The sequence below is a fragment of the Wohlfahrtiimonas sp. XWW7 genome, from assembly GCF_056716055.1.
On the sequence record NZ_CP168032.1, the window covers coordinates 1,909,625 to 1,933,852 of the forward strand.

At 37.8% G+C, this 24,228-nt stretch carries 21 protein-coding genes; 8 read left to right on the top strand and 13 right to left on the bottom strand.

The window, feature by feature from the left end; translation table 11 throughout:
* Positions 1–11 precede the first annotated feature (11 nt).
* A complete protein-coding gene (locus ACA100_RS09145; protein WP_481077405.1) occupies positions 12–830 on the top strand; it encodes a class I SAM-dependent methyltransferase in 819 nt (272 codons plus the stop codon).
* A gap of 15 nt (positions 831–845) precedes the next feature.
* Positions 846–2,999, top strand: coding sequence for a TonB-dependent receptor plug domain-containing protein (locus tag ACA100_RS09150; protein WP_481077406.1), 2,154 nt, complete (start codon positions 846–848; stop codon positions 2,997–2,999).
* Positions 3,000–3,053: 54 nt separating this feature from the next.
* Here ACA100_RS09150 and dcuC read toward each other — a convergent pair whose 3' ends face one another.
* Together dcuC and ACA100_RS09160 are read right to left on the bottom strand one after the other, a co-directional pair.
* Positions 3,054–4,442: an anaerobic C4-dicarboxylate transporter DcuC gene (dcuC, locus tag ACA100_RS09155; RefSeq protein WP_481079123.1), complete on the bottom strand. Its 1,389-nt coding sequence runs from the start codon at positions 4,440–4,442 to the stop codon at positions 3,054–3,056.
* 264 nt (positions 4,443–4,706) lie between these two features.
* A complete protein-coding gene (locus ACA100_RS09160; RefSeq protein ID WP_481077407.1) occupies positions 4,707–5,450 on the bottom strand; it encodes a tetratricopeptide repeat protein in 744 nt (247 codons plus the stop codon).
* Positions 5,451–5,566: 116 nt separating this feature from the next.
* On the opposite strand from ACA100_RS09160, the gene ACA100_RS09165 reads away from it, so the two are divergent.
* The gene (locus ACA100_RS09165; RefSeq protein WP_481079124.1) at positions 5,567–6,508 is read left to right on the top strand and encodes an NUDIX hydrolase; all 942 of its coding nucleotides are present in this window, start codon (positions 5,567–5,569) and stop codon (positions 6,506–6,508) included.
* Here the strand turns inward: ACA100_RS09165 and nadA are convergent.
* Positions 6,505–7,566: a quinolinate synthase NadA gene (nadA, locus tag ACA100_RS09170; RefSeq protein ID WP_481077408.1), complete on the bottom strand. Its 1,062-nt coding sequence runs from the start codon at positions 7,564–7,566 to the stop codon at positions 6,505–6,507. The two genes, ACA100_RS09165 and nadA, sit on opposite strands and share 4 nt — an antisense overlap.
* A gap of 233 nt (positions 7,567–7,799) precedes the next feature.
* On the opposite strand from nadA, the gene nadC reads away from it, so the two are divergent.
* Positions 7,800–8,651, top strand: a complete 852-nt coding sequence (nadC, locus tag ACA100_RS09175) for a carboxylating nicotinate-nucleotide diphosphorylase (RefSeq protein WP_481077409.1) — start codon at positions 7,800–7,802, stop codon at positions 8,649–8,651.
* Positions 8,652–8,704: 53 nt separating this feature from the next.
* On the opposite strand, the gene ACA100_RS09180 is transcribed toward nadC, so the two are convergent.
* From ACA100_RS09180 to ACA100_RS09220, 9 genes are all read right to left on the bottom strand, one after another.
* Positions 8,705–9,580 carry a formate dehydrogenase accessory protein FdhE gene (locus ACA100_RS09180; RefSeq protein ID WP_481077410.1) on the bottom strand — a complete coding sequence of 292 codons (876 nt, stop codon included), beginning with the start codon at positions 9,578–9,580 and terminating at the stop codon, positions 8,705–8,707.
* Between the two features lie 66 nt (positions 9,581–9,646).
* Positions 9,647–10,306 carry a formate dehydrogenase subunit gamma gene (locus tag ACA100_RS09185; RefSeq protein WP_481077411.1) on the bottom strand — a complete coding sequence of 220 codons (660 nt, stop codon included), beginning with the start codon at positions 10,304–10,306 and terminating at the stop codon, positions 9,647–9,649.
* The gene (fdxH, locus tag ACA100_RS09190) at positions 10,303–11,256 is read right to left on the bottom strand and encodes a formate dehydrogenase subunit beta (RefSeq protein WP_481077412.1); all 954 of its coding nucleotides are present in this window, start codon (positions 11,254–11,256) and stop codon (positions 10,303–10,305) included. The genes ACA100_RS09185 and fdxH overlap by 4 nt, the downstream gene beginning before the upstream one ends.
* Entirely contained in the window at positions 11,256–14,321 is a 3,066-nt protein-coding gene (gene fdnG, locus ACA100_RS09195; protein WP_481077413.1) for a formate dehydrogenase-N subunit alpha, read from the bottom strand. The genes fdxH and fdnG overlap by 1 nt, the downstream gene beginning before the upstream one ends.
* Before the next feature lie 632 nt (positions 14,322–14,953).
* Positions 14,954–15,178 (bottom strand): SlyX family protein, encoded by a 225-nt coding sequence (locus ACA100_RS09200; RefSeq protein WP_481077414.1) that lies wholly within the window; start codon positions 15,176–15,178, stop codon positions 14,954–14,956.
* The gene (locus ACA100_RS09205; protein ID WP_481077415.1) at positions 15,165–17,216 is read right to left on the bottom strand and encodes a transglutaminase TgpA family protein; all 2,052 of its coding nucleotides are present in this window, start codon (positions 17,214–17,216) and stop codon (positions 15,165–15,167) included. The genes ACA100_RS09200 and ACA100_RS09205 overlap by 14 nt, the downstream gene beginning before the upstream one ends.
* The gene (locus ACA100_RS09210; protein WP_481077416.1) at positions 17,209–18,165 is read right to left on the bottom strand and encodes a DUF58 domain-containing protein; all 957 of its coding nucleotides are present in this window, start codon (positions 18,163–18,165) and stop codon (positions 17,209–17,211) included. Before ACA100_RS09210 ends, ACA100_RS09205 begins: the two co-directional genes overlap by 8 nt.
* A 9-nt stretch (positions 18,166–18,174) precedes the next feature.
* The gene (locus tag ACA100_RS09215) at positions 18,175–19,095 is read right to left on the bottom strand and encodes an AAA family ATPase (RefSeq protein WP_481077417.1); all 921 of its coding nucleotides are present in this window, start codon (positions 19,093–19,095) and stop codon (positions 18,175–18,177) included.
* A gap of 12 nt (positions 19,096–19,107) precedes the next feature.
* A complete protein-coding gene (locus ACA100_RS09220; protein ID WP_481077418.1) occupies positions 19,108–19,554 on the bottom strand; it encodes a copper resistance protein NlpE N-terminal domain-containing protein in 447 nt (148 codons plus the stop codon).
* Between the two features lie 119 nt (positions 19,555–19,673).
* Between ACA100_RS09220 and ACA100_RS09225 the strand changes: the two genes are divergently transcribed.
* Positions 19,674–20,432 carry a methyltransferase domain-containing protein gene (locus ACA100_RS09225; protein WP_481077419.1) on the top strand — a complete coding sequence of 253 codons (759 nt, stop codon included), beginning with the start codon at positions 19,674–19,676 and terminating at the stop codon, positions 20,430–20,432.
* Positions 20,429–21,517 carry an A/G-specific adenine glycosylase gene (gene mutY, locus ACA100_RS09230; protein WP_481077420.1) on the top strand — a complete coding sequence of 363 codons (1,089 nt, stop codon included), beginning with the start codon at positions 20,429–20,431 and terminating at the stop codon, positions 21,515–21,517. The genes ACA100_RS09225 and mutY overlap by 4 nt, the downstream gene beginning before the upstream one ends.
* A gap of 88 nt (positions 21,518–21,605) precedes the next feature.
* On the opposite strand, the gene folE is transcribed toward mutY, so the two are convergent.
* Complete coding sequence (gene folE, locus ACA100_RS09235) at positions 21,606–22,154, bottom strand: GTP cyclohydrolase I FolE (RefSeq protein WP_481077421.1); 549 nt, start codon at positions 22,152–22,154, stop codon at positions 21,606–21,608.
* 130 nt (positions 22,155–22,284) lie between these two features.
* On the opposite strand from folE, the gene ACA100_RS09240 reads away from it, so the two are divergent.
* Positions 22,285–23,151, top strand: a complete 867-nt coding sequence (locus ACA100_RS09240) for a YicC/YloC family endoribonuclease (protein ID WP_481077422.1) — start codon at positions 22,285–22,287, stop codon at positions 23,149–23,151.
* A 62-nt stretch (positions 23,152–23,213) separates the two neighbouring features.
* Positions 23,214–24,200 (top strand): MBL fold metallo-hydrolase, encoded by a 987-nt coding sequence (locus tag ACA100_RS09245; RefSeq protein WP_481077423.1) that lies wholly within the window; start codon positions 23,214–23,216, stop codon positions 24,198–24,200.
* Positions 24,201–24,228: the final 28 nt, after the last annotated feature.

Here is a 24,228-nt window from a genome sequence, read left to right on the forward strand (position 1 = left end):
AGGAATGATAAATGTCTAATTCTAAAACCATTTTTGATATTGATTTTGCAGAACTCTATCGAAACCATGCAGCACAAGCCATTCGCCAACCTAAAACATCCGATGATTGGGATAAAAAAGCCCACAATATGAAATCTGGTGGCGGTTGCGCAGGTGCATCTTACATTCAAGATTTTACATCTCGTATGGATTTAACAGATGCGAGCACATTATTAGATGTTGGTTGTGGCGGTGGCACGATTGGCTTAGCGTTAGCTTCAGGCTTAGAGAAGATTTATGAATTAGATTACAGCCCAAAAATGCTCGAAGTTGTGAAAGAACATGCCGCAGAACAGAATATTGAGAACTATGAATGTATTTTAAAATCATGGGATGACAATTGGGATGATGTGCCTGAATGCGATATTTGCGTATCTTCTCGTTCTTCCATGGTGAATGACATTGAATCAGCTTTAGCAAAACTCAACAGCAAAGCCAAAAAAGCCGTCTATATGACGATGACAGTGGATAAAGACTTTATCAGCCGAGATATTTTGCGTGCCATTGGCCGTGATGATATTGGCTTCCCTACTTATATTTACGCCATGAATCTGCTGTATCAACAAGGTTATCGTGTTTCTGTGGATTTTTTAGAAACACAAAACTGCTCAAGCAAAATGCTCACTTTAGATGAGCCAAGCTTCATCGAATCTGTGCAATGGTCGATTGGCACATTGAATGAAGAGGAGATTGATCGTTTGGTTCATTACTACCAGAAAAACCAATCCAAACTTTATTCAGCACAACCTATGCAACGCGCATGGGCTTTTATTCACTGGAAAACTCATTAAGTTAAAAACATTATAATGAACAAATATTCTCCTTTATTTAAAATCAGTAAAATTTCAGCAGCATTATTGCTCTGTTCTACCCTCGCTTATGCTGATGAAGCAACGAAAAACAGCAATGTCTTCACATTGGGTACTGTTGTGGTTTCTGCATCCATGCCACAAACATCAGAGCTTTTTGAATATTACATCAGCAAAGATACTATTAATCTTTTAGAAGCAAAAGATGTGGGGCAAGCTTTACAATATATTCCAGGCATTACATATGATGCGCCGATTGGTGCTGGTGATGGCTTTCGTTCGGCTGGGCGATTTGAACCCAAAGTAAATGTACGCGGCTATGGTTTACGTTATGTACCGATTTTTGTCGATGGCATTCCTGTTTATGTGCCTTACGATGGATATTCTGACATGAGTCGCTTTTCCACAGCGGACATATCCTCCATTCAAGTGGCGAAAGGTTACAGCTCAGTGATGTACGGCCACAATACAATGGGCGGTGCAATCAACATTGTGACAATGAAACCTCGCTCTAAATTTGATTTTTCAGCGGTTGTTGGCGGCGGCTCTGGCAATATGAAAGAAATGAGCGTCAATGTTGGTACATTACAAGAATATTGGTATTTACAAGCAGGGTTTTCTGATCGCACTCGCAAATATACCAAGCTCGCAGAAAATTATGTAGGTGAAGATGAAGCGGGACAAATGGTAGATTCTGATAAATACCTCTATACAACAAAAGATCGACGCGCCAATATTAAATTGGGTTGGACGCCCAATGCCACAGATGAATATGTTTTAAGTTATTCTAAACAAGAAGCAAAAAAATACCCTGGCCGTGCAGGTCAAAATGGCTTTGTACCAACTACATGGCAATGGCCAGAATGGGATCGCGAAACTATTTCTTTCGTATCAACCACTTGGTTGTTGGATGACAAAGTTTATATCAAACCTCGAATCTATCATGATACTTATAAAAATAAACTTGTTGGCTGGCGAGGTGATCCAAAAGGTAGCCATTATGACGATAAAGCATTCGGTGCATCTGTTGAAATTGGCACAACTGCATTAACCAACCATCATATTAAATTGATGCTGAGTTATAAGGATGAAACCCATAAATCATTTGATACTTATCCGAATTCATCTGTCATCATGCCAAAATCAGATTCTAAAGCGACACAGAAGTTCTATTCAATTGCTTTAGAAGATACAATTACATTCTCTGAGCAATGGGAAGCACAGCTGGGTGTGATCTATACCAAAAGAAAGGCCAAAGCAAGTGGCATTGGGATCAATGCACAAGGATTGATCAATCAATATCCTGATGCCCATTCATTGTTAGCACCTTCAATGGATTCCACTGATTTCCAAGCTGCTTTATTTTATAAACCAACAGATACAGATACATTCCGCTTGACTGTCGGTAAAAAAACACGCTTTCCAAGCTTTAAAGAAGTCTATTCAAACTATGGTGATGAATACGTCAATTGCAAAAAAGGAAAATTTAAACGTGACAAATCATTATGCCCAACGCACAATGGCTCGCCCATTATTGCTTTACAAAACCCTAGCTTAAAACCTGAAAGCGCCATCAATGTTGAATTGGGCTATAACGGCATGCCAATCGAAGGTTTACTATTGGATGCGACACTATTTTATAGCCAATCCAAAGATTCCATTGATCGCGATGAAAATAATCCTAACCGTTTCCCTGGTTATGTTGTGAATCAAACCATCAATTTGCCAGGAAAAATTGAGCGTAAAGGCTTTGAACTCGGCATTGATTATGAAATGAATCAGTACTTGCATTTAGGTGCGGGCTATACATATTTAGAAAGCCGTAATAAAGATCATGCTGATCTACATTTAACCAATGTGCCTAAGCACTTTGGTTATCTTTATGCATCCATCAAACCTGTTGAATGGTTAACCATTTCTCCATCTATGACCGCGAGAAGTAGCAGTTATGCAGAATATGATAGCAATGCTAAAAATAAAGGTTATCAATTATATAATCTAAAAATGAGCGTTGAGCCTCCACAATGGAAAGGTGTCACATTCAATGCTGGTGTGGATAATATCTTCAATAAAAACTATTCTGCTGACAATGCAGATTATGCTTCACCTGGCCGTTCATTCTATGCCAATATGCGCATTGATTTCTATTGATTGAAAAAGCTTTAAAAAAATCATCCCTTCCGAAGGAAGGGATGATTATTGAGTTTATAAAGGTGCTGTTGGTACTAAAAATTCAGTTGCAATAATCACAGCCAACATACCAACAATCATAGGCACAGCTGTTCTTTTCACTATTTCAAATGGCGATATATTTGCCATTCCCGATGTTGCAACCACAACACCAGAAACTGGCGACATTGTTCGCCCAATGTTCGATGCTTGCAGCATTGGAATCACTAAATATGCAGGATTAATGCCCATTTCTGATGCAACTTTAGGAATGAATTCCACGAACGCATAAAATGGAGCATTGCCAGAGCCTGTTGCAATTGCAGCTAACATTGTCACTAATACTAAAACAATCATCATGATTAAAGCACCGCCGCCTGCTGATTCTGCCAATTCAATCAAACCTGAAGTGAAGCCCACGACTTTTAAACCTTCTGCAAATACACCAGCAGCCACCAATAACATTACAACAGAGACAAATGCATCGCCCATACTTTTATAGGCACAATTTAAACCCTCAAAGACTGTTTGAGCATCAAATGAACGAACAAACTCGATCACTGCCGTGATAAATAAACATATGACCAAAATCGTAATAATATTTAAGTTTGGAATCAATTGGTCACTGAATGGCAATGTCCATTTGCCTGAAAAAAGCAATACGCCAAAGATTGGTAGAAATGGCAAAATGGCATAAGCAGCTGGTGCATTGGTTTTAATTTCATTCACATCCAAGCGTTCACAAATACTATTTTCTTTACGATCCAAATAACGTTGCCAAAAAAAATGTGTAATGGCAATTGCGATGATCGCCACAATAGAAACAGGCAGAGTTTTATAAAATGCAAAATTAATCAGCAAATCACCGCCCATACCAGATTTTTCAGCCGCCAAAATCACATCACCCGATGTTGGCGATAAAATAATAGCAGCTGGTGATGCGCAAATTGCCGTTGCCGCACCTCGACTAATCCCAACATTTACCATTAATGGAAACAATGTTCCCATCAGTAAAACGCCTAAACCTGTTGCGGAAGATACTGCAAATGACATTAAACATGCAATAAAATAGCCTGCGATCATCAATATATAAGGTGATTTAATATGAGTTAATGGTTTAGAAACTATTTTAACCACAACATCATTTGCGCCAATATGATTCATGTAAGATGCGAACCCACATAAGATCATAATCATCATCCCTAAATCAGCTGCTCGACTAGTTAATAAATTCTTTGTAAATTCAAAAATATCTAAAACTTCAATACCTGTTGATTGCTCAGGTACAATATCTCGCCCTAAAAGCAAACTGATGATCAGCAATATAAAACCGCCGAGCATCAATACACCTGTTGCAGAATAACCTTTAATGATATATCGCCCCACCATAATGGCAACGATTGTACCGATCAAAAGATCGATCACATACATAGGAATGCCTAACATTTTCATCTCCATTAATTTTGGAATTTTATTCAGAAATATGCTTCTTGTATGCTGAGTAGATTACTGCTTTTATAGATTTTCTTTCAATTTTTAAATTACATTTCTTAACGCCAATCAACTAATGACTTATTTATTCTTTATCTGATCTTAAATATTATTAAATTTATTATTCACATATTATATATTAGCACATAACAAAAAACGCCCCGAAAGGCGTTAGATCTCACAAATTATTATTCGAAACTACCAATGATGATCACTGATCATTTTCTTTAAGCGCTTTAAGCATTCGCTGTTTAAATCTCTCACATGGCTTGGTATTGATTTAACTTCTTCACTCAGTGCTAATGCACGCTCTTTAGCTTTATCCAATTCTTTTAATTGCACCAATGCTTCCACATAACTCACTTTTGCTTCATAACCACGATAATAAATCACTAAAGCATCAAATTCTTCAATCGCTCGTTGCGTATAACCTTGTGCTGCCAATGATTTAGCATAAAAGAGATGCCCTTCACTGGAATCATAATCAGGATTGCTTGCTCTTAATGTATCCAATGTTTGAATTGTCACTTCTGGTTGATTCAAGAAAAAATAGCATTTTGCAATTTGTAATAATAACTCAGGATCATTCGCATACAAACCCACTTGAATTTTCTGATAAATGGTCAAAGCATCTTGATAGCGATGTGCTGCAAAATAAGCATCCGCCAAATACTTTTGATTCATAAAAGTTGGCGCTGTTCTTACTTCATTTTCTGCAGAATTAATGTCAGCATTAGGATTCACTAATCTTTTAATGTTTTTATTAATTTTATGCCCACGGCGCGAATCCATCAAATTTGGCAAAATCACCACAACAAAATAGGCAATCGGCCCTAACATCGGCGCGATGATCACAATCAAAACCCAATAACGCTCTTGCCCAGTTTTCATAATATGAATGATGCAAGCCAGCGTGATTAAAATACTTAAAAAATATGGCATAAACTCAGCTCCCATGATGATGACATATCATAGCAAAAACATGCATATTTGTAATGCGTGCCTTATCTAGGGCTTTATCTTATAATCACTATTTATCATTTGAAAATATTCTCTACATGGACAAACCATTCAACATAACCAAAGAAGCCACCACTGAATTGGCTGCCGTTCTGATTGCAGTGACAGATTCTGAAGCCAAAGTTCTCACAGTTGAACATGGTACTTCTTTACCGAATGGTCCATTGAATCCCATTCATCGATCGCTACAAGCTGGCGTTCGTCAATGGGTTGAAACACAAACTCAGCAATCATTGGGTTATGTAGAGCAATTGTATACATTAGTCGACACCAATCGCAAAACAGCTTCTGGTCATTATCTTATTTACATCAGCTATTTAGGTTTAGTGCGAGAAGAAACCAATCACTTAGAATCTCAAGCCACTTGGCTCAATTGGTATCAATATTTTCCATGGGAAGATCATCGCAATGGCCGTCCAAACTTTATTAATACAGAGTTATTGCCAATCTTTAAGCATTGGATCAATGCTGGCAATACAATTGCAGAGCAAAAATCCCGCGAGCAAAGAGTGAATCTATGTTGGGGATTATCACCCTTTGCTTGGAATGAAGAATATGTATTACAGCGCTATGAATTAATGTATGAAGTGGGGATTTTGCCAGAAAACATGGCACACAATGTGATCTTACCGAAAGAATATTGCGGGCAATCTATGGTGCATGATCACCGCAGAGTTCTCGCTTCAGCAATGGCAAGATTGCGCGCTAAAATCAAATATCGCCCTGTGATTTTTGAATTAATGGCACCAACATTCACACTGTTTCAATTACAACAAAGCATTGAAGCATTGGGTGGTATTACACTGCATAAGCAGAACTTCCGCCGTTTCATCATTCAACAAGATTTGATCGAAGAAACAGGCGAAATGGATCCAACAGGCCCAGGTCGACCTGCTCGCTTATATCAATTTAGAGATGATATTTTATTAGAGCGATCATTATCTGGCAGTAAATTACCCATTTCCCGCTCATTCAATTAAGCTGGGCCAACTTGATTAAACAATGCTTGGTCTTTGCTTAAATCTCCTGAAGCCTTCACATTAATGGATCGTATTGTAGAGAAATCCAACATTCTATTGATGCCAATTTCAGCTTGCACACGAATCTCTTCAGACACAGTAATTTCATTGCTATGATTTTCTAAAATATTTTGAATTTTATTCAAAGTATTCATTGCCATCCATGGACACATCGCACAGCTTTTACAAGTAGCACTTTCGCCTGCTGTTGGTGCAATGATGAAAGTTTTATCAGGCATTAATTGCTGCATTTTATAAAAAATGCCACGATCCGTTGCCACAATGAACTGATCTGCATCTGAGTTTTGTGCAAACTTTATAATTTGTGATGTTGAGCCCACAAAGTCAGCTTGCTCTACAACTTGAGCGGGTGATTCAGGATGAACCAAAACCAAAGCATTCGGATTTTTCTCTCGACATAATCGTAAACTGTCTGCTTTAAACTCATCATGCACAATGCATTGACCTTGCCATAAGATCATATCAGCACCGGTTTGCTCTGCAATATAACGACCTAAATGACGATCGGGCCCCCATATAATCTTTTGCCCTTCCTCATGCAATGCACTCACAATGTCTAAAGCAATGGCAGAAGTCACAACCCAATCTGCTCTCGCTTTCACTTCCGCACTTGTATTAGCATAAACTACAACCACTCGATCAGGATGTTGATCACAAAACTGAGAGAAATCATCCGCAGGGCAACCAACATCTAAAGAACATGTTGCATCTAAATCAGCCATCAATATTTTTTTCTCAGGACTTAAAATTTTGGCGGTTTCTCCCATAAAACGAACACCAGCAACAATGAGAGTATCAGACTGAGCATCACGCCCAAATCTTGCCATTTCTAAGGAATCAGCCACGCATCCACCAGCCGCTTCCGCCAATGCCTGAATTTCAGGATCAGTATAATAATGCGCGATTAATGTTGCATTATTTTGCTGTAATAATTGTTTGATTCTCTCCTGTTGTCCCATTTCCTTTCCCTTTAACCTTTTATTCCAATATATACTCATAATGAGCATATATTAATTTTAGAGAAAAATCATAACAGACTTTGAATATAAAAACTAATCGATAAATTTCAGTGAGCTTAGTTTAAAATAAAAAACAAAGTTATATCAAAAGACTATAGATTAATATCAACACCCAAATAATATTCCAATTTCACTGATATTTGCCAAATATGAAATAAATATATATGCTCATATTGAGTATATTTAAATTCATCTAAATTTAGGAATGCAATATGAGCGAAATAACACCATTACCCGATGTATTGTTAAAGCCCTTTGTTGAACAAGCATTGACAGAAGATCTTGGCAGACGCGGAGATATCACTAGCCAAGCCATCATTCCTGCGGATAAAATGGCAACTTTGCATATCGCTGCAAGAGAAAATGGCATCATGGCTGGATTAGATTTAGCACGCTTAGCATTTGCAATGACTAATGAAAATATTGAATTCACAGCTAAAGTAAAAGATGGTGATGCAATTGCGCCCAATCAAATCTTAGCGACAGTTTCAGGTAACGCTCGTGCTCTATTGACTGCTGAACGTACCGCACTTAATTTTATGACGCACTTAAGCGGCATTGCCACAGAAGTGAATCGACTCAAATCAATGATTGCCGAGTATCCTATAGAAATTACATGTACACGAAAAACAATCCCAGGTTTACGCATATTGCAGAAATATGCAGTGCGTGTTGGCGGTGGACGAAATCATCGCATGGGATTAGATGATGCAATTTTAATTAAAGACAATCATATTGCGATTGCTGGCAGCATTACTCAAGCAATTCGAGATGCAAAAAAATTCGCAGGTCACTTAATTCCCATTGAAGTTGAAGTGGATACCATAGAGCAACTCAAAATAGCATTAGCAGAAGGTATTAACCTTGTTTTATTAGATAATATGTCACCTGAGATTTTAAAAGAAGCCGTAAAACTTTGTCATGGCAAATGTTTGACAGAAGCATCTGGTGGAATTACACCCGAAACACTTAAAGCAGTGGCTGCAACTGGCGTGAATTTCATTGCAATGGGCTGGTTAACACATAGTGTAAAATCCTTAGACATTGGCTTTGATTTTATTTAAGCCACAAAAAACGCCCTAAAGGGCGTTTATTACGATCGCAAATCAAATACACATTATTTCAAATATAGATTGAATGATGTACGTTGATAATCATCTTCTGCCAATGTGAAGTCTAATGATAATGTCGCCAAATCTTCTACATATACATCTAACATAGGATTTTTAGAACGATCCAAATGTTTAATATAAGTATGGCATTCAGGGCAACTTTCCGCCTTCATTGTAGATTCTTGACCTTCTAAGGATAACAATTCAATTTTCCCTGTATTTGGACAAGAGTGACAAGTTGAACGAACTTTATGCCATTTGGTTTCACAAGTGTTGCACACTAAATAACGCAAACCATTGTCCATAGGATCAATGACACTGGCAATTGGTGCATCGCCACACATTGGGCAATGATGGAATGACTGCTCAACTTCCATCTTAGGCAATTCAGCCAATGCTGCACTTTTTACATAAACTACTTTTAAAGCCATTGATAAAAATAGTTGGAATGCTTTTGGCACTTCCTCTTCTGTATAGCCCAATAACGCACGACTATGATCCATCACTGCTTCATCTGATAACTCAGACAATTGAGCCACAACTGTTTGCACTTCTTCTGACAATACTTTCTGTTGCAAATTCAACAAAATATCTTTTAACACTTTTGGTACATGCGTTAATAATGCTTCATCATTCAAAAATGGTACTGCACTATTTAACATTGGTGATTCAATGTTGCATACTTTAAAAACTGTACTCGCTGTTTCTGTCATTTGAATCCAAAAGTCAATTGTCTTATGTAATTCTTCAGCAGCTGTAATACGCATTTTTTCAAACTGCATAACACGACCAGTGAATGGATTACCTTCTGGCAAAATGATCGGTTTAATGTCTGGAATTGTACCCACCAATACATTATTTTCAGGTGTAAATTGAGTCATTTCTTTCCCTATAAAAAGAATAAGCGCAATTTCTTGCGCCTACTTTCTAATGATAAAACTTATGAGTTATACATCTTTTTTAGATGATTTAACTGTTTTTTCATTTTTCATAATTTCACGGTACCATGCAGGATGGTGGCTCTTTGCCCAGTTCTCTGTCACAACACCATTTGTCATAGCGCGGATTGTACCACGAATCCAAATAGCAGCGTAAACATGAACAATGATACAAGCGATTAAGATCAAAGCTGCCCAAGCGTGCAATAAGATTGCAATGCGACGAGCTTCAATTGAGAAATAATCTGCAAAGAAATAAGGACTTTGCCACATCATAATACCTGTCACTAACATCACGAATAAACATGCTGTCATAGCCCAGAACATTACTTTTTGACCCGCATTGTATTTACCAACATCACCCACTTCATGTCCCATGATCACTTCTTTAACAGAAAGCGCCCACTTTACATCTTCCTTATTAGGAATATTGTGTGCTGCATAGCGGAAAAACTGAACCATGAAGCCTACAAACATGATAATCCCCACGAATGGATGAATAATACGTGCGATTTGCAACGTACCAAACACTTGACCAAACCATGAGAATGATGGATAAAACAGAGCCAATCCTGAAAGTGCTAACAAAATAAAGCAGAAAGCAACGATCCAGTGATTGATGCGCTCAGAAGCGGAATAACGTTGAATCAAACGGTTTTCTTGTTTCATGCGTTGTTCTCCTTCTCAATATCTTTAGCTTCTTTTGCTAATTTCTTAGGATCAATCACTTCGCGATCTTTATCTTTACTGTCCGCATCATTTGGTCCCACAGTGATAAAGTGGAAAAAACCAAACAATACTGAAGCTGCGATACCGAACGTAGACAATGGCTTCAAGAAACCTTTCCAAACTTCTGTCCAAGTGCTGATCTTAGGATCTTTAGGTAGATCTGAATATAACTGAGGTTTATCAGCATGTTGCAATACATATACAACGTGCGTACCACCCACACCTTTAGGATTGTAAACACCAGCATTATCAAAGCCACGCGTTTTCAACTCGGTCACACGGCCTTCAGCAAAGTCTAACATATCCTCACGCTCACCAAAACGGATCGCACCTGTTGGACATGTTTTAACACATGCAGGTTCTTGGCCAACAGCAACACGATCAGAACATAACGTACATTTGTACGCTTTGTTATCATTTTTGCTGATGCGCGGAATGTTAAATGGACAACCTGTAATACAGTACCCACAACCAATACAGTTTTCTTCATGGAAATCTACGATACCATTTTCATACTGAACAATTGCGCCAGGTGAAGGACAGGCTTTTAAACAGCCTGGATCTTCACAGTGCATACAGCCATCTTTACGGATCAACCATTCTAATTTATCCGCTTCTTCTGGTGTTTCTGAAACATTTTGCGCTTCTGCAAAACGCATTACAGTCCAGCTTTCTGCTGATAAATCATGCGGGTTATTGTATGTACCATCACAAGTACCCACTTTGTCACGAATATCATTCCATTCAGAACAAGCAACCTGACAAGCCTTACAACCGATACAAGAAGAAACATCAATAACCTTTGTGACTTCTGTAACATGTTGACGAGCTTGTGGAGGCGTTGTCGACGTTGCAGACAAACGCTTAATATCCAACGATTGTAGTGCCATTATCGACCTCCTTCTACTTTCTCAATATTCACAAGGAAAGTTTTAAACTCAGGCGTTTGCGTATTCGCATCCCCCACAAATGGTGTCAATGTATTTGCAATGAACCCTTGTTTTGTTAAACCTTCATAACCCCAGTGAATTGGAATACCAATGTGATGAACTTTTTGACCATTAACATCTAAAGGCTTGATACGTTTTGTCACAACTGCAACCGCTTTAATGAAGCCACGTTTTGACCAAACTTTCACCCAATCGCCCTCTTTAATACCTTTTTCAGCTGCCAAAACCTCACCAATTTCGATGAATTGTTCAGGCTGTGCAATCGCATTTAATAGTGCATGTTTTGTCCAATAATGGAAATGTTCAGTCAAACGATAAGTTGTACCCACATAAGGATATTCTTTCATTTCACCTAACTGTTTTCTATCATCAGCGAACATACGAACTGCTGGGTTATTGAGCACTTTAGGATACATCAAGTTCACACCAATTGGCGATTCCATTGGCTCATAATGTGCTGGGAAAGGACCTTCTGCCATTTTATCAATCGCAAATAGACGGCTCGCACCTTCAGGGTTCATGATGAATGGATTCATTGCAGAACCTGGTGGTTCATCAGCTTTGAAGTCAGGAACATCATAACCTGTCCATTTTTTACCATTCCAGAACAATAATGCACGTTCTTTATCCCAAGCTTTACCATCACGATCCGCAGAAGCACGATTGTAAATGATGCGGCGATTCGCTGGCCAAGCCCAAGCCCATCCCAACGTATTACCCAAACCAGATGGATCGCTATTATCACGATTTGCCATTTGGTTACCTTGCTCAGTCCAAGAACCTGTAAAGATCCAACAACCTGAAGATGTTGTACCATCATCACGTAATTGTGCAAAGCTCGATAGCAACTCACCTTTCTTCACAACAACATTGCCATTTGCATCTTTTAAATCTTCCAAGGCATAACCATTCATCTCTTTAGCAATTTCCGCAGGATGTGGATGCGTTGGAATGTCATAATCCCAAGAGATGTTCATGATTGGCTCAGGGTTAACACCACCTTGCTCTGCATATAAACGTCTTAATTCAAATAAAATACCTGACAAGATGTTTGCATCTGGCTGTGCTTCTCCTGGTGCATCTGCCGCCTTCCAGTGCCATTGCAACCAACGGCCTGAGTTAACAATCGCGCCATCTTCTTCAGCAAAACACGTTGTTGGCAAACGATAAACAGATGTCGCAATCTTGCTTGAATCTACATCATTGGACTCACCATAATTTTTCCAGAACGTAGACGTTTCTGTTACTAATGGATCCATCACAACTAAATATTTCAACTTAGATAATGCAGCGATGCTCTTATTCTTATTTGGGAATGATGCAACTGGGTTAAAACCTTGACAGAAGTAACCATTCATTTTGCCTTGATGCATTAAGTCAAATACACGTAATACATCATACATTTGATCCCATTTTGGCAACCAATCGTAGCCCCAATTATTTTCTGCTGTCGCGTTTTTACCCCAGAAAGTCTTCATCAAGCTGATAAAGAACTTTGGTGTATTGCTCCAATAGTTAAACTGATCAGGACGCGTGGCTTTTGGCGTAACTTGACTTAAATAAGTATTTAAATCAGTTTGTTTTTGGCTTGGCAACGGCATATAACCTGGCAAGTTTGTTGATAACAAACCTAAATCCGTCAAGCCTTGAATGTTTGAGTGACCACGTAATGCGTTCACACCGCCACCTGGCATACCAATATTACCCAATAACAATTGAATCATGGCCATTGTACGAATATTTTGTGAACCAACTGTGTGTTGTGTCCAACCCAATGCGTACAAGAAAGTCGCTACTTTGTTATGTTTAGAACAAGAACCAATAATTTCACATACTTTTAAGAACTCATCTTCAGGCGTACCTGTGATTGTGCTCACTAATTCTGGTGTATATGAAGCATAATGCTCTTTCATCATATTAAATACACAGCGTGGATCTTCCATTGTTTCATCAACAATAGCATTACCATCAGCATCCATCTTATAATTCCAAGTGGATTTATCTGTATATGCATTATTAGATTCGTCCCAACCAGAGAATAAACCCTCATTGAAATCAAAATCATCATGAACAATAAACGTGGCATTTGTGTAACTTTTCACATAATCCCAATTAATTTGTCCATTTTTAATCAACCAATTAATGACACCACCCAAGAACGCGATATCCGTACCTGAACGAATTGGTGCATAAAAATCAGCAACGGATGCAGAACGATTGAAACGAGGATCAACAACAACAAATGTTGCACCACGCTTTTGTTTCGCTTCTACAACCCAACGAAAACCAACAGGATGCGCTTCCGCGGCATTCCCACCCATTACAATTACAACATCGGCATTTTTGATATCAACCCAGTGATTCGTCATGGCGCCGCGACCAAATGTTGGAGCAAGACTTGCTACCGTAGGACCATGTCAGACCCGGGCCTGATTATCTATGGCTACCATACCAAGCGAGCGCACAAACTTTCCAGTTACATGTCCTGCTTCGTTACTTGCACCTGATGCTGCTAAGAAACCTGCTGTTGTCCAACGATTCACACGAGTACCGTTTTCATCGTTCACAATCATATTTGCATCACGATCTTCTTTAACGTGTGCAGCAATTTCTTTGAATGCTTGATCCCAGCTGATACGTTCCCACTTATCTGAGTTAGGGCGGCGCACTTCTGGATACTTTAAGCGATTAGGGCTTTGTACGTAATCTAATAAGCCTGCACCTTTAGGACACAATGCACCACGGCTTACTGGATGATCTGGATCCCCTTCCACGTGCATTACGCTCTCTTTAGCGTTGAATGCACCATCACCCAAACTATACATTAACAACCCGCAACCTACCGAACAGTATGTACACGTATTACGAACCTCTTTGGCACGCAATAATTTATACTGGCGAACTTCCGCGTGAGCTATGCTTGGCGCCATACCCATTAGCGCTAAACCAGTTCCTCCGACAGCTCCAGCGGACAGTTTAAAAAACTGTCGTCTAGAAACTTCCATAAATTACCTCTTAAATTTTAATCACTTAACAACAAATATCTTCAACACAGTTTTAAAGATAATCGCACATTATATACGTTTTAAATCTATTTTTCCCTGAGAAACATAAATTTCTCCACCCCTACTTGCTACCTTTTCCCTTTTGGCATAACAGCCAGTAGCTATTTGACAAGTCATGCTTAAAAATCAACATCTCTTGCCGTTATCGCGCGACATTCTCTCTTGAATAGTCAGCAAAATCAAGCTTTTCAATGAATTTATGATGTAAGATTAACATCTCCTGTTAAACCATAGGTTATACACTTATGTTTTATTTATCAATCATTATATATAATATTTAATATAAATTTTTCTATATACTAAACAAATATAGATCAATAATAAATTCAATCTTAATAAAAACTTTCAAAAAAATTGATCAATCAGAGTTAGACGATTATTTTGCAAATTTATTCAGATTCCTTATTAGCAACCTGCAAATCATTATAAATATGGTGTTTATATAGATTATCTGGATCGAGTAACATGCTCATTTGAAAAAATTAATGATCCACCAACTACTATCCAATATTTATCAACATAAAAATATCATTGAGCATATCTACACATGCGATCCAAAATATTTATACAATTTAATAATGTGGTGGACGTTCATTTGCCAAAGAAATTGGAGAATCCTCAGCTTGTAAAGCAACTTTAGTGGAAAGCTTAATGAATTCATTATGCAAATTCTCAATTTGTTGCTGTTGATCAATCAAACATTGATTCAAAGTCTCAATCGTTAATTCATGGAATGCTTCTCTTTGTTCCAATTCATCAACACGCGCTTTTAATAAGGCGATCTCATTTTCTAACATTTTTTCCCTTTAGCAATTTCTGTACTGCAAAAATGGCTACTTTAACATGTTTCATCGAAGATACCGTAGCATTTGGTTGATACCAATGAGCCACCAACGCATTCATCATCATTGTCACTTTTACTTGATCATCTTCTGGTAAATATTTATTGAGTCGATGAGCAAATTCAACAGGTGCTGTACTGATTGGTAATTTCAATCCATAAGTCTGATTTGCCAACTCAATGACGCGAAAATATTCTCGCTCTGCATTAAAATACAGATGTCGCCACGGCTTGAAAAATACAATTGTCTGCACCAGCACAAATGTGAACAACAAACCTATCGAGATTTTCACTAATGTAAATACACTGATAAAATCAATTTTAAACAAATTTTTTAATAATGATTGCTGTGAATCACTTTGATAACCTAAAACCATTTTTGTCCATTGATAATCAATGCGATCTTTAATACTTTCAAATGATAATTTGAATTGATCCCAAACAGAAGAATCTCCCATACCAGTCAATTCAGCAAATAAATCATCAATCCCAAAATCTATACGACTTGGTGATACAGTAGATGTTGGATCAATTCTTACCCAACCTTGGCTATTATCCCAATATTCCACCCAAGCATGAGCATCTTTTCCGCGCACTTCTACAAGCTTTCTATCTTGATCAATAGCACCGCCCAAATAGCCAATGACAACACGGCTAGGAATATTGGCTTTACGCAACATGAATGTTGTTGCGCTCGCATAATGTTCACAAAATCCTGCCTTAGCATCAAACATAAACTCATCAATGCTATCTCGGCTTGTCATTAAACCTGGCTGCATTGTGTATTGATAACCACCTTGCCTAAAATGATTCATCAATCTTTCCACAAACTCTTTCTCAGAAGGGTTATCTTGGCGTAACTGATCCACTAACTCCGTTGTTTTTGGATTATTATTGGTGGCTTGAATAAACTGTTCATCACTTTCAATGGCACTTCTCCCACCTGTATTACTGAGCATTGCGACATTCGGTACATATTTCGCTTTATATTGAATTTTAGTATCCACAGGACGATTAAATTCAACACGAAAATCACTAAAAGGTAGAATTTGCCCGCCGCGATTAACTGAGCCGAAATCTATTTGTGAGATATCCAATGTTGCTAAATACTTTTGAAAGCTTGGATCAAAAATGACAGAATAATCTTGTGATCCTGCTAAGTTTATAATTTTATAATTAGGCGATGCTGAAACCTGAGTTCGCCCCGATTGACGCCAAGCTCGCCCATCAAAATGATCCAATGTTAAACTTCGCCAATATAGATCACGAACTGCTGGAACATTATTGGTAAATTCAGCCCACAAAATATGTTTGTCACTGTTTGCTAATTCCGCAATACTGCCTGGTTCCATAGAATTGGAAACACCTGTTTGCGCTTGTGATTTTTCCTGTCCTTGTTTCATATTTGGCAACATAGAAGGAAATCTCGGAAAGATCACAAATAACAAAACCATTAATGGCAAGGAAATTCCCATGATTTTAATCGCATTCCATAACAATATTTTGCGCGAATAAATACCATAGCCTTGCTGCTGTAAACCAATGATTGCAGTGATCAGAGTGAGAAATATCAGCACTGAGAATAAAAATAGATATGCCGAATTATCAAATAAATACGTTGTGCCTAAGGCAATAAAACCTATCACAGCTAAAACATGGCCATCATGTACTGTTTTAGATTCCACAAATTTCAAACCATAAATTGCCATGAATAAAATGGCGCAACCTTCAGTATTGAGAAAATTGCCTTTAGTCAAAAATAGTACGCCAATAATGATGGCTATAATGGCAAATTTCACAACGCCGTTTGGATAGCCCAATTTCATACGAAAAATCTGAATCCGCCATACAAAACAGATAGTAAAGACGGCAGCAACCCACATTGGTAGAAAAATAAATAGCTGCGGAATAATGGTGAGTACAAATGCTATGCTAAACCAAAGAATACTGCTTCGGCTAAGATCTCTTTGCGCAACGTTCTTCAAGCTAGCCATGTGCAGTCCTATATAATGCCAAAGTTTCTAAACATTTTTTTGTGTGCGCATCTGTTGAATCTGGTCCTAAAGTTTCACTACCTAAAATCATACCAAAACGATGATTATTGGATGATAATTCCAAAACCCAATAACACATTTGTGATAAACGCGTTTCTAAATCACCAGAAAAATTCTGCTCATTTAACCAAATCTCTTTCGAGGCTTGTTCCGTGAATGTTTTAACCAAAAGGCCATTGCCTTTTGCATATGCTTTCCAATCAATGCGCGATATTGCATCGCCCATTTCATAATTTTTTAGTTCATCGAAATTATCAACGCCGCGTTTTTTAGAAGCACTATTATCCAAATACTCATTATCTTCATTATCCACAGCACTAAAATGCTGAAGCTCAGAAGCAATCGGCCGTGGATAACATAACGTGGTTTGATCTAAATCCACATAGCTCCAAGCACGAAATATACCTAATGGATAGCTGGTTTCCACTGTAAAACGTGGCAAACGAACTTTTCCCCGAGCTGTTTCTGGAACGAACAAATATGTTGTATTGCTGGATTTAGCATCACAATCCACAAAATTATTAGATGTTTTAGTATGCAACCATAATGCATGGTGCGCTTTATTTAAGCTTTCAATTGTAATACCAAAAGTTGCTTCATCACCTGCAAAAACAGGTTGACTGCCTGCACCACGAAGATGAAGATTGTCTAAATTTCTCCACGTTAAAATCATTGTGGAAACGAAGATAGAGATCAACCAAAATAGCAAGATATAAACCAGCGAATTTTCAAAATTAATGGCCATCAATAACAAAACAAAACACATGCCAATATAGATGAAGCCAAATTTTGTCGGGAAAATAAATACTTGCTTACGATTAAGCGTTACTCGGCTATTTCTTGGTATACGCTGATTAATTCTCTCTTTAAAAGATTGAGCACTAAACATACAAAGCCGCTACTGTAGCGCAGGCACATTATGCAATAACCAATACGCCAAATCTCGGCTATGATTTGCTTGCTGACCCATTTGTCGTAAACGATGCTCTAAAACGCTTGGCAATACTGCTTTAATATCTTCAGGAATAATATAATCTCTACCCGAGATAAACGCATATGCTTTAGCACCTTTCAATAAAGCTAAACTTCCGCGTGGTGAAATACCCACTGTAAATTTCTCTTCAGATCTCGTTGCTTCCACAATGCGTAAAATATATGCCAATAAGGCATCCGATGCATGCACTTGATTCACCATCACTTGCATTTGTGCTAACTCTTCTTTAGTGAGCATCGCAGGTAAATTGGTGATTCGATCGCGATTGGTTTCGCCTTTTAAAATCTTCAACTCAGCATCCGCGGAAGGATAACCCAACGAAATCGCCATTAAAAATCGATCCATTTGCGAATCGGGCAAAGGATATGTTCCACTGCCCGATGTGTTAGGATTCTGCGTTGCAATAACAAAAAAGTGTTCTGGCAACGGATACGTTTTACGTCCGATAGAAACTTGGCGCTCTTCCATAGCTTCTAGCAATGCGCTTTGGCTTTTCGGCGTTGTACGATTAATCTCATCTGCCAATAACACTTCAGTAAAAATTGGACCGCGATGTAATAAAAACTTTTTACTATCTGCATCAAAAATCTCGCCCCCAATAATATCCCCTGGCAATAAATCTGATGTAAACTGAATGCGTTGATAGGATAAGCCTAAAACCTTAGCCAAACTATGCGCTAAAGTTGTTTTTCCCATGCCTGGCAAATCTTCTAACAGCAAATGCCCCTTAGCCAGCAAACATGCTAAACTTAATGTGACTTGCTCTTCTTTGCCTAAGATAACGCTGTTCAGCGCAGCCCTAATTTTTAATATTTTATTATGCATATTCGTTAATGATTAAATTTGTCGGATAGCTTTTTTGAATTTTGGTTCTGATGTGATTTCAGCATAACTCGTCACTGGCTTGGATAATAGCACAACTTCATTCTCCGCTACAAAGAAATGCATATTGCGTGCATTTAAGAGACGAATAACAGGCGTTTTTTGATTCCATGTGTATTTACCTTGAAACACAACAGGGTTGCCAACTGGCCCACCATTTTTAACATTCTGTTCAATATAACGATATTGACCGTATTGATTAATCTGCAATCTTGCCATTGTGTAATCACAATCACTGCACTTTAATTTAGCATTATATGTGCCCGCATAATCCAAACTATTTTGGGCTGTTTCGCTAGGATTTGTTTCGACAGGCGCAGGTTCCGCTTTTTTAGCTGGCAAACTAACGCAACCAGCTAGAAATAGCGAAGTCATCGCTACAGTGATTAATCCTTTTTTCATACAATTCTCTCCAATAATTGATTAATGTCACAGAAATAATATTGTATATCAAAATATTTAATCATTTGACATTATTTAGAGATGTAACCTATGATCTTTTTCATTTTTAAGTTCACATTATGAATTCTACGCGTTTCAACGCTTTAAGCACTCATTTTCAGGATAAAATTTATGCATCTTTTAAAGGTAAATTACGTCTTGAAATATTAAAGCGTGATTTTGAAAACCATCAACTCCTTCAAGCCGAAGCAACTACTTTGGATATTGGCGCTGGACAAGGACAATTTGCCAGTTTTTTAGCCAGCCAAAAACATCACATGACTTTATTAGAATCATCAGACAATATGTTGAATCTAGCAAAAGAGAAATTTGCCCAATATAATTACAACGGCAAGTTCATCCATGATGAATTACAGAATATTCCTAAGATCATTGATGAAAAATATGATCTCATTACAGCGCATGCAGTTATTGAATGGTTGGAAAACCCTGAAGATATTATTCCAATTTTAAAGCACGTTACGCACGCTGATTCTACGATTTCCCTATTATTTTATAATCTCAACGGTTTGATCTATCACAATCTGATTCGTGGCAATTATCGTTATATTCAGAAAAACAATTTCCGTGGTGAAGCTGGTGGATTAACGCCAATTTCTCCTGTGAATCCTGAGGCTTTAGAAAAAGCATTCAATGATAACGGTTTTGAAATCATTCATAAAAGTGGCATTCGCACCTATTATGATTATATGACGAAAGAAAATAAGCAAAAGATTACAGAGGCAGAGCACATTGAAATGGAAATGCGATGCTCTACTCAACCACAATTCATCCCCAATGCCCGTTATTTACACTGGTTAATTAAGCCATCATCATGAACCAATTTTTAACAACGCCGAAAGGTGAAACATTCAAACACTTTCATAAACAATTAATGAATTGGTTCGATGATCATGGCCGCCATGATCTACCTTGGAAACCGCAAGTGCAATATACAGAAGCACAAAATATTTATCACATTTGGCTTTCTGAAATCATGCTCCAACAAACTCAAGTTGTGACAGTCATTCCCTACTTTTTCAATTTCATTGAGAAATTCCCAACCGCGACTGATTTAGCCAATGCAGAACAAGATGAAGTATTAAAAGCGTGGGAAGGTTTAGGTTATTATGCTCGCGCACGCAATTTACATGCTGGTGCTAAAATTATTCGCGATGAATTCAATGGTGAAATACCTTTAAACTTTCAGTCCATTCAAAGCATTAAAGGCATTGGTAGAACAACAGCAGCCGCAATCATCAGCCAAGGTTTCAATCGCCCTTTTGCAATTTTGGATGGTAATGTGAAACGCGTCATGGCGCGTATTACAGGCGCAATGCATCCTGAAAAGCAATTGGAAAAAGTATTATTACCTTTTGCATATTTAATGTCAGCGCAAAATCGCCCGAATGATTACACACAAGCAATTATGGATTTTGGCGCAACGATTTGTAGCAAAAGTCCAAAATGTGATCAATGCTTTTGGCAAGCTCACTGCATTACTCATCAGCATCAAAAAATGGATCAAATCCCAGCTAAAAAAATTAAGCTCATGAAAAAAAATATCGAGTTATATCCTGTGATTATTCAAAATCAGCATGGCGAATTGGTATTTCATCAACGCACACAAGAATCTATTTGGCACAATTTGTATGAATTCCCTCACTTAGATTCACATTTGCATGAATTAGAAACATTATTTAATCCTGATAATGTAAAATTGCTCAACATTTCAGAACGACCAAGTTTTAAGCATGTTTTAACGCACATTAATTATGAAATTCACCCAATTATTATTCAAGTAGAATCTTACAAAGATACATTACAATTCAATGATCAAATTTATACTTGGGTGAATGCTGAAATCTACAATACTTATGCTAAAACTAAGCCGACGAATGATTTATTAGCATTAATTGAATGATTTAAATTTCAATTAGTCATCTCATAATAAAAAAGCCGCTTCATCTTTAAAGCGGCTAATTAAAATTGTTATTGAGATAAAATTTAAATTACTTCAAAAAACTCAAGAACTCAGCACGAGTGGCAGGGTTACTTCTAAATGCGCCTAACATTGCAGAAGTTACCATATGAGAATTTTGTTTTTCAACACCGCGCATCATCATGCACATATGTTTTGCTTCGATGACAACAGCAACACCATTAGCATCCGTCACTTCTTGAATGGCTTTTGCAATTTCTGATGTCAAAGATTCTTGAATCTGCAAACGACGAGCATACATATCAACGATGCGTGCAATTTTCGATAAACCTAATACTTTCCCGTTTGGCATGTAAGCAACATGTGCTTTACCAATGAATGGCAATAAATGGTGCTCACATAATGAGTAAAGTTCAATATCTTTAACCAAAACCATTTCGTTGCTGTCTGATGTAAAAATCGCCCCGCCCACAACTTCTTCCAAAGTTTGTTCGTAGCCACGACATAGATATTTCATGGCTTTTGCCGCACGCTTTGGCGTATCTACTAATCCTTCACGCTCAGGATTTTCACCAACTTCAGTAATGATTGCACGATAATTCTTTTCTAAATCAGACATGTCACTCAACTCAAAGAGATTAAATAAAGTTTTGGAGTCTACTAGCATTCTGCCATTTTTTCAACGATATTCACTAAATTCATAAAACAGAGTTATAATCATCTTTTGTTTACATTAATTAAGGAAAATCATGATCTCTTCAATGACAGGTTTCGCAAGAGAAACTGTAGCAACGGAATTCGGTCTTTTGTCCATTGAGCTGCGTAGCATCAACCATCGTTATTTAGAGACATACTTTAAACTGCCTGAAATTTTACGCTCTTTTGAAGTGAATTTACGCGATCAAGCACAAACTCAACTCAAACGCGGCAAGATAGAAATTATGATGCGCCTTGAATCTACAGGTTCAACACATGAAGAGTTAGTATTCAACGATGATTTGGCCAAAAAAGTCATCAAAATGTATCGCCATGCCAATAGTTTGCTCGGCACATCACAAGCATTATCCGCTTCTGAATTATTACGTTTCCCCAATATGTTAACGACAACAACGCCAGATCCGAAAGAGCTTGCAGCAATCACTCAGGAAACATTCAATATTGCAATTCAATCGTTAATTCAAAATCGCCAATCAGAAGGCGCACGTATTTATAATGTCATTGAAGATCGTTTGACTAAAATTGAAGCGCTAACAAAAGAAGCGCAAGCACTTCGACCTGAAGCCGTTCAGCGCTTACGCGATAAATTAAATCAACGCTTACAAGAATTCCAAGTGGAAGTGGATCATCAACGCCTAGAGCAAGAACTTGTATTCGCCATCCAAAAATTAGACATCGATGAAGAGATTGATCGTTTAGCATCTCATGTTGCGGCAATGCGTGAAGCTTTACAAAGAGATGATGCGATTGGTCGTCGTTTAGATTTCTTAACTCAAGAATTTAACCGTGAAGCAAATACATTAGGTTCTAAATCACAAGATGCACAATTAACTGCCATCGCTGTAGAGCTTAAAGTATTGATCGAACAAATTCGTGAACAGATACAAAATATCGAATAAATATATGCTTAAGCCCTGTTTCTCAGGGCTTTGTTCTTTTATTGTTCATAAAGGATGATATTTTGCGCTATAAAAATCCTTATTATAATCCTCATAAATCGCACCATACGCCAAGAGGATTTCAAAATCCTGAACCTTTACATATTCCGCTAAAACGCGTTGCCAAATGGTTGCATGAACGCTGGACAAGTAAAACATCTCGTTTACCTGAAGGTGGATATGAGCAATTCATTCAAGATTGGATGATCGAACCAGACTTTTCTCACAATGGCAATTTCGTCAATTGGCTTGGTCATTGCACCTTATATTTTAAGCTAGATGACATCGCTATTATTACAGATCCTGTATTTTCTGAACGAGCATCCTTCCTGAGCTGGGTTGGCCCAAAACGACAAACGCCAGTATTGGCACAAATTGAGCAATTGCCTTGTTTACATTATGTGCTGATCTCGCATGAGCATTATGATCACTTGGATTGGTTAACCATTCAAAAATTATTACAGCACTTCCCTAATCTAACATTCATTGTGCCACTTGGCTTAGAACGATGGTTCCATAATAAAGGAATTCATAATGTGATCGCTTTAGATTGGTGGGATCAATATGATATTAATAATGATCTCGCTATAACTGCAACGCCAGCACAACATTGGAGCAATCGAGATCCATTTTCACGCAATCGTAATTTGTGGTGTGGTTATATGATCACGCATAAAAATACAAACCACTATTTTGCAGGTGATACCGCTTATGCAAAGAATCTTTTAGAAATTGGCAAGCGATTTGACATTGATTATGGCTATATGCCGATCGGCTGTTACTCACCAGAATGGTTTATGGGATATCAACACATTTCCCCAAAAGATTCTGTACGGTTACATGTTGAACTTGGCATTCAACAATCAGTTGGTGTACATTGGGGCGTTTTTGAATTGGGCGATGAACCTTTTGATGATACACCAATCCAAGTCCAAAATGCGATTGCCACATATGACAATCCACCAATATTCAAAGTAGTGCCTATTAATACAACTATGAAATTAGAGTGATTTTTGCTATGCTAGCAAACCTTATTTA

What these genes read in the sequence shown, in the direction of transcription:
- fdxH (WP_481077412.1), bottom strand. Translation starts at nt 11,256, where the DNA reads ATGGCACTACAATCGTTGGATATTAAGCGTTTGTCTGCAACGTCGACA.
- ACA100_RS09185 (WP_481077411.1), bottom strand. Translation starts at nt 10,306, where the DNA reads ATGAAACAAGAAAACCGTTTGATTCAACGTTATTCCGCTTCTGAGCGC.
- ACA100_RS09225 (WP_481077419.1), top strand. Translation starts at nt 19,674, where the DNA reads ATGAATTCTACGCGTTTCAACGCTTTAAGCACTCATTTTCAGGATAAA.
- nadA (WP_481077408.1), bottom strand. Translation starts at nt 7,566, where the DNA reads ATGAGTATATATTGGAATAAAAGGTTAAAGGGAAAGGAAATGGGACAA.
- ACA100_RS09220 (WP_481077418.1), bottom strand. Translation starts at nt 19,554, where the DNA reads ATGAAAAAAGGATTAATCACTGTAGCGATGACTTCGCTATTTCTAGCT.
- mutY (WP_481077420.1), top strand. Translation starts at nt 20,429, where the DNA reads ATGAACCAATTTTTAACAACGCCGAAAGGTGAAACATTCAAACACTTT.
- ACA100_RS09240 (WP_481077422.1), top strand. Translation starts at nt 22,285, where the DNA reads ATGATCTCTTCAATGACAGGTTTCGCAAGAGAAACTGTAGCAACGGAA.
- ACA100_RS09180 (WP_481077410.1), bottom strand. Translation starts at nt 9,580, where the DNA reads ATGACTCAATTTACACCTGAAAATAATGTATTGGTGGGTACAATTCCA.
- ACA100_RS09200 (WP_481077414.1), bottom strand. Translation starts at nt 15,178, where the DNA reads ATGTTAGAAAATGAGATCGCCTTATTAAAAGCGCGTGTTGATGAATTG.
- ACA100_RS09215 (WP_481077417.1), bottom strand. Translation starts at nt 19,095, where the DNA reads ATGCATAATAAAATATTAAAAATTAGGGCTGCGCTGAACAGCGTTATC.
- ACA100_RS09210 (WP_481077416.1), bottom strand. Translation starts at nt 18,165, where the DNA reads ATGTTTAGTGCTCAATCTTTTAAAGAGAGAATTAATCAGCGTATACCA.
- ACA100_RS09145 (WP_481077405.1), top strand. Translation starts at nt 12, where the DNA reads ATGTCTAATTCTAAAACCATTTTTGATATTGATTTTGCAGAACTCTAT.
- ACA100_RS09160 (WP_481077407.1), bottom strand. Translation starts at nt 5,450, where the DNA reads ATGCCATATTTTTTAAGTATTTTAATCACGCTGGCTTGCATCATTCAT.
- ACA100_RS09165 (WP_481079124.1), top strand. Translation starts at nt 5,567, where the DNA reads ATGGACAAACCATTCAACATAACCAAAGAAGCCACCACTGAATTGGCT.
- ACA100_RS09205 (WP_481077415.1), bottom strand. Translation starts at nt 17,216, where the DNA reads ATGGCTAGCTTGAAGAACGTTGCGCAAAGAGATCTTAGCCGAAGCAGT.
- folE (WP_481077421.1), bottom strand. Translation starts at nt 22,154, where the DNA reads ATGTCTGATTTAGAAAAGAATTATCGTGCAATCATTACTGAAGTTGGT.
- ACA100_RS09150 (WP_481077406.1), top strand. Translation starts at nt 846, where the DNA reads ATGAACAAATATTCTCCTTTATTTAAAATCAGTAAAATTTCAGCAGCA.
- nadC (WP_481077409.1), top strand. Translation starts at nt 7,800, where the DNA reads ATGAGCGAAATAACACCATTACCCGATGTATTGTTAAAGCCCTTTGTT.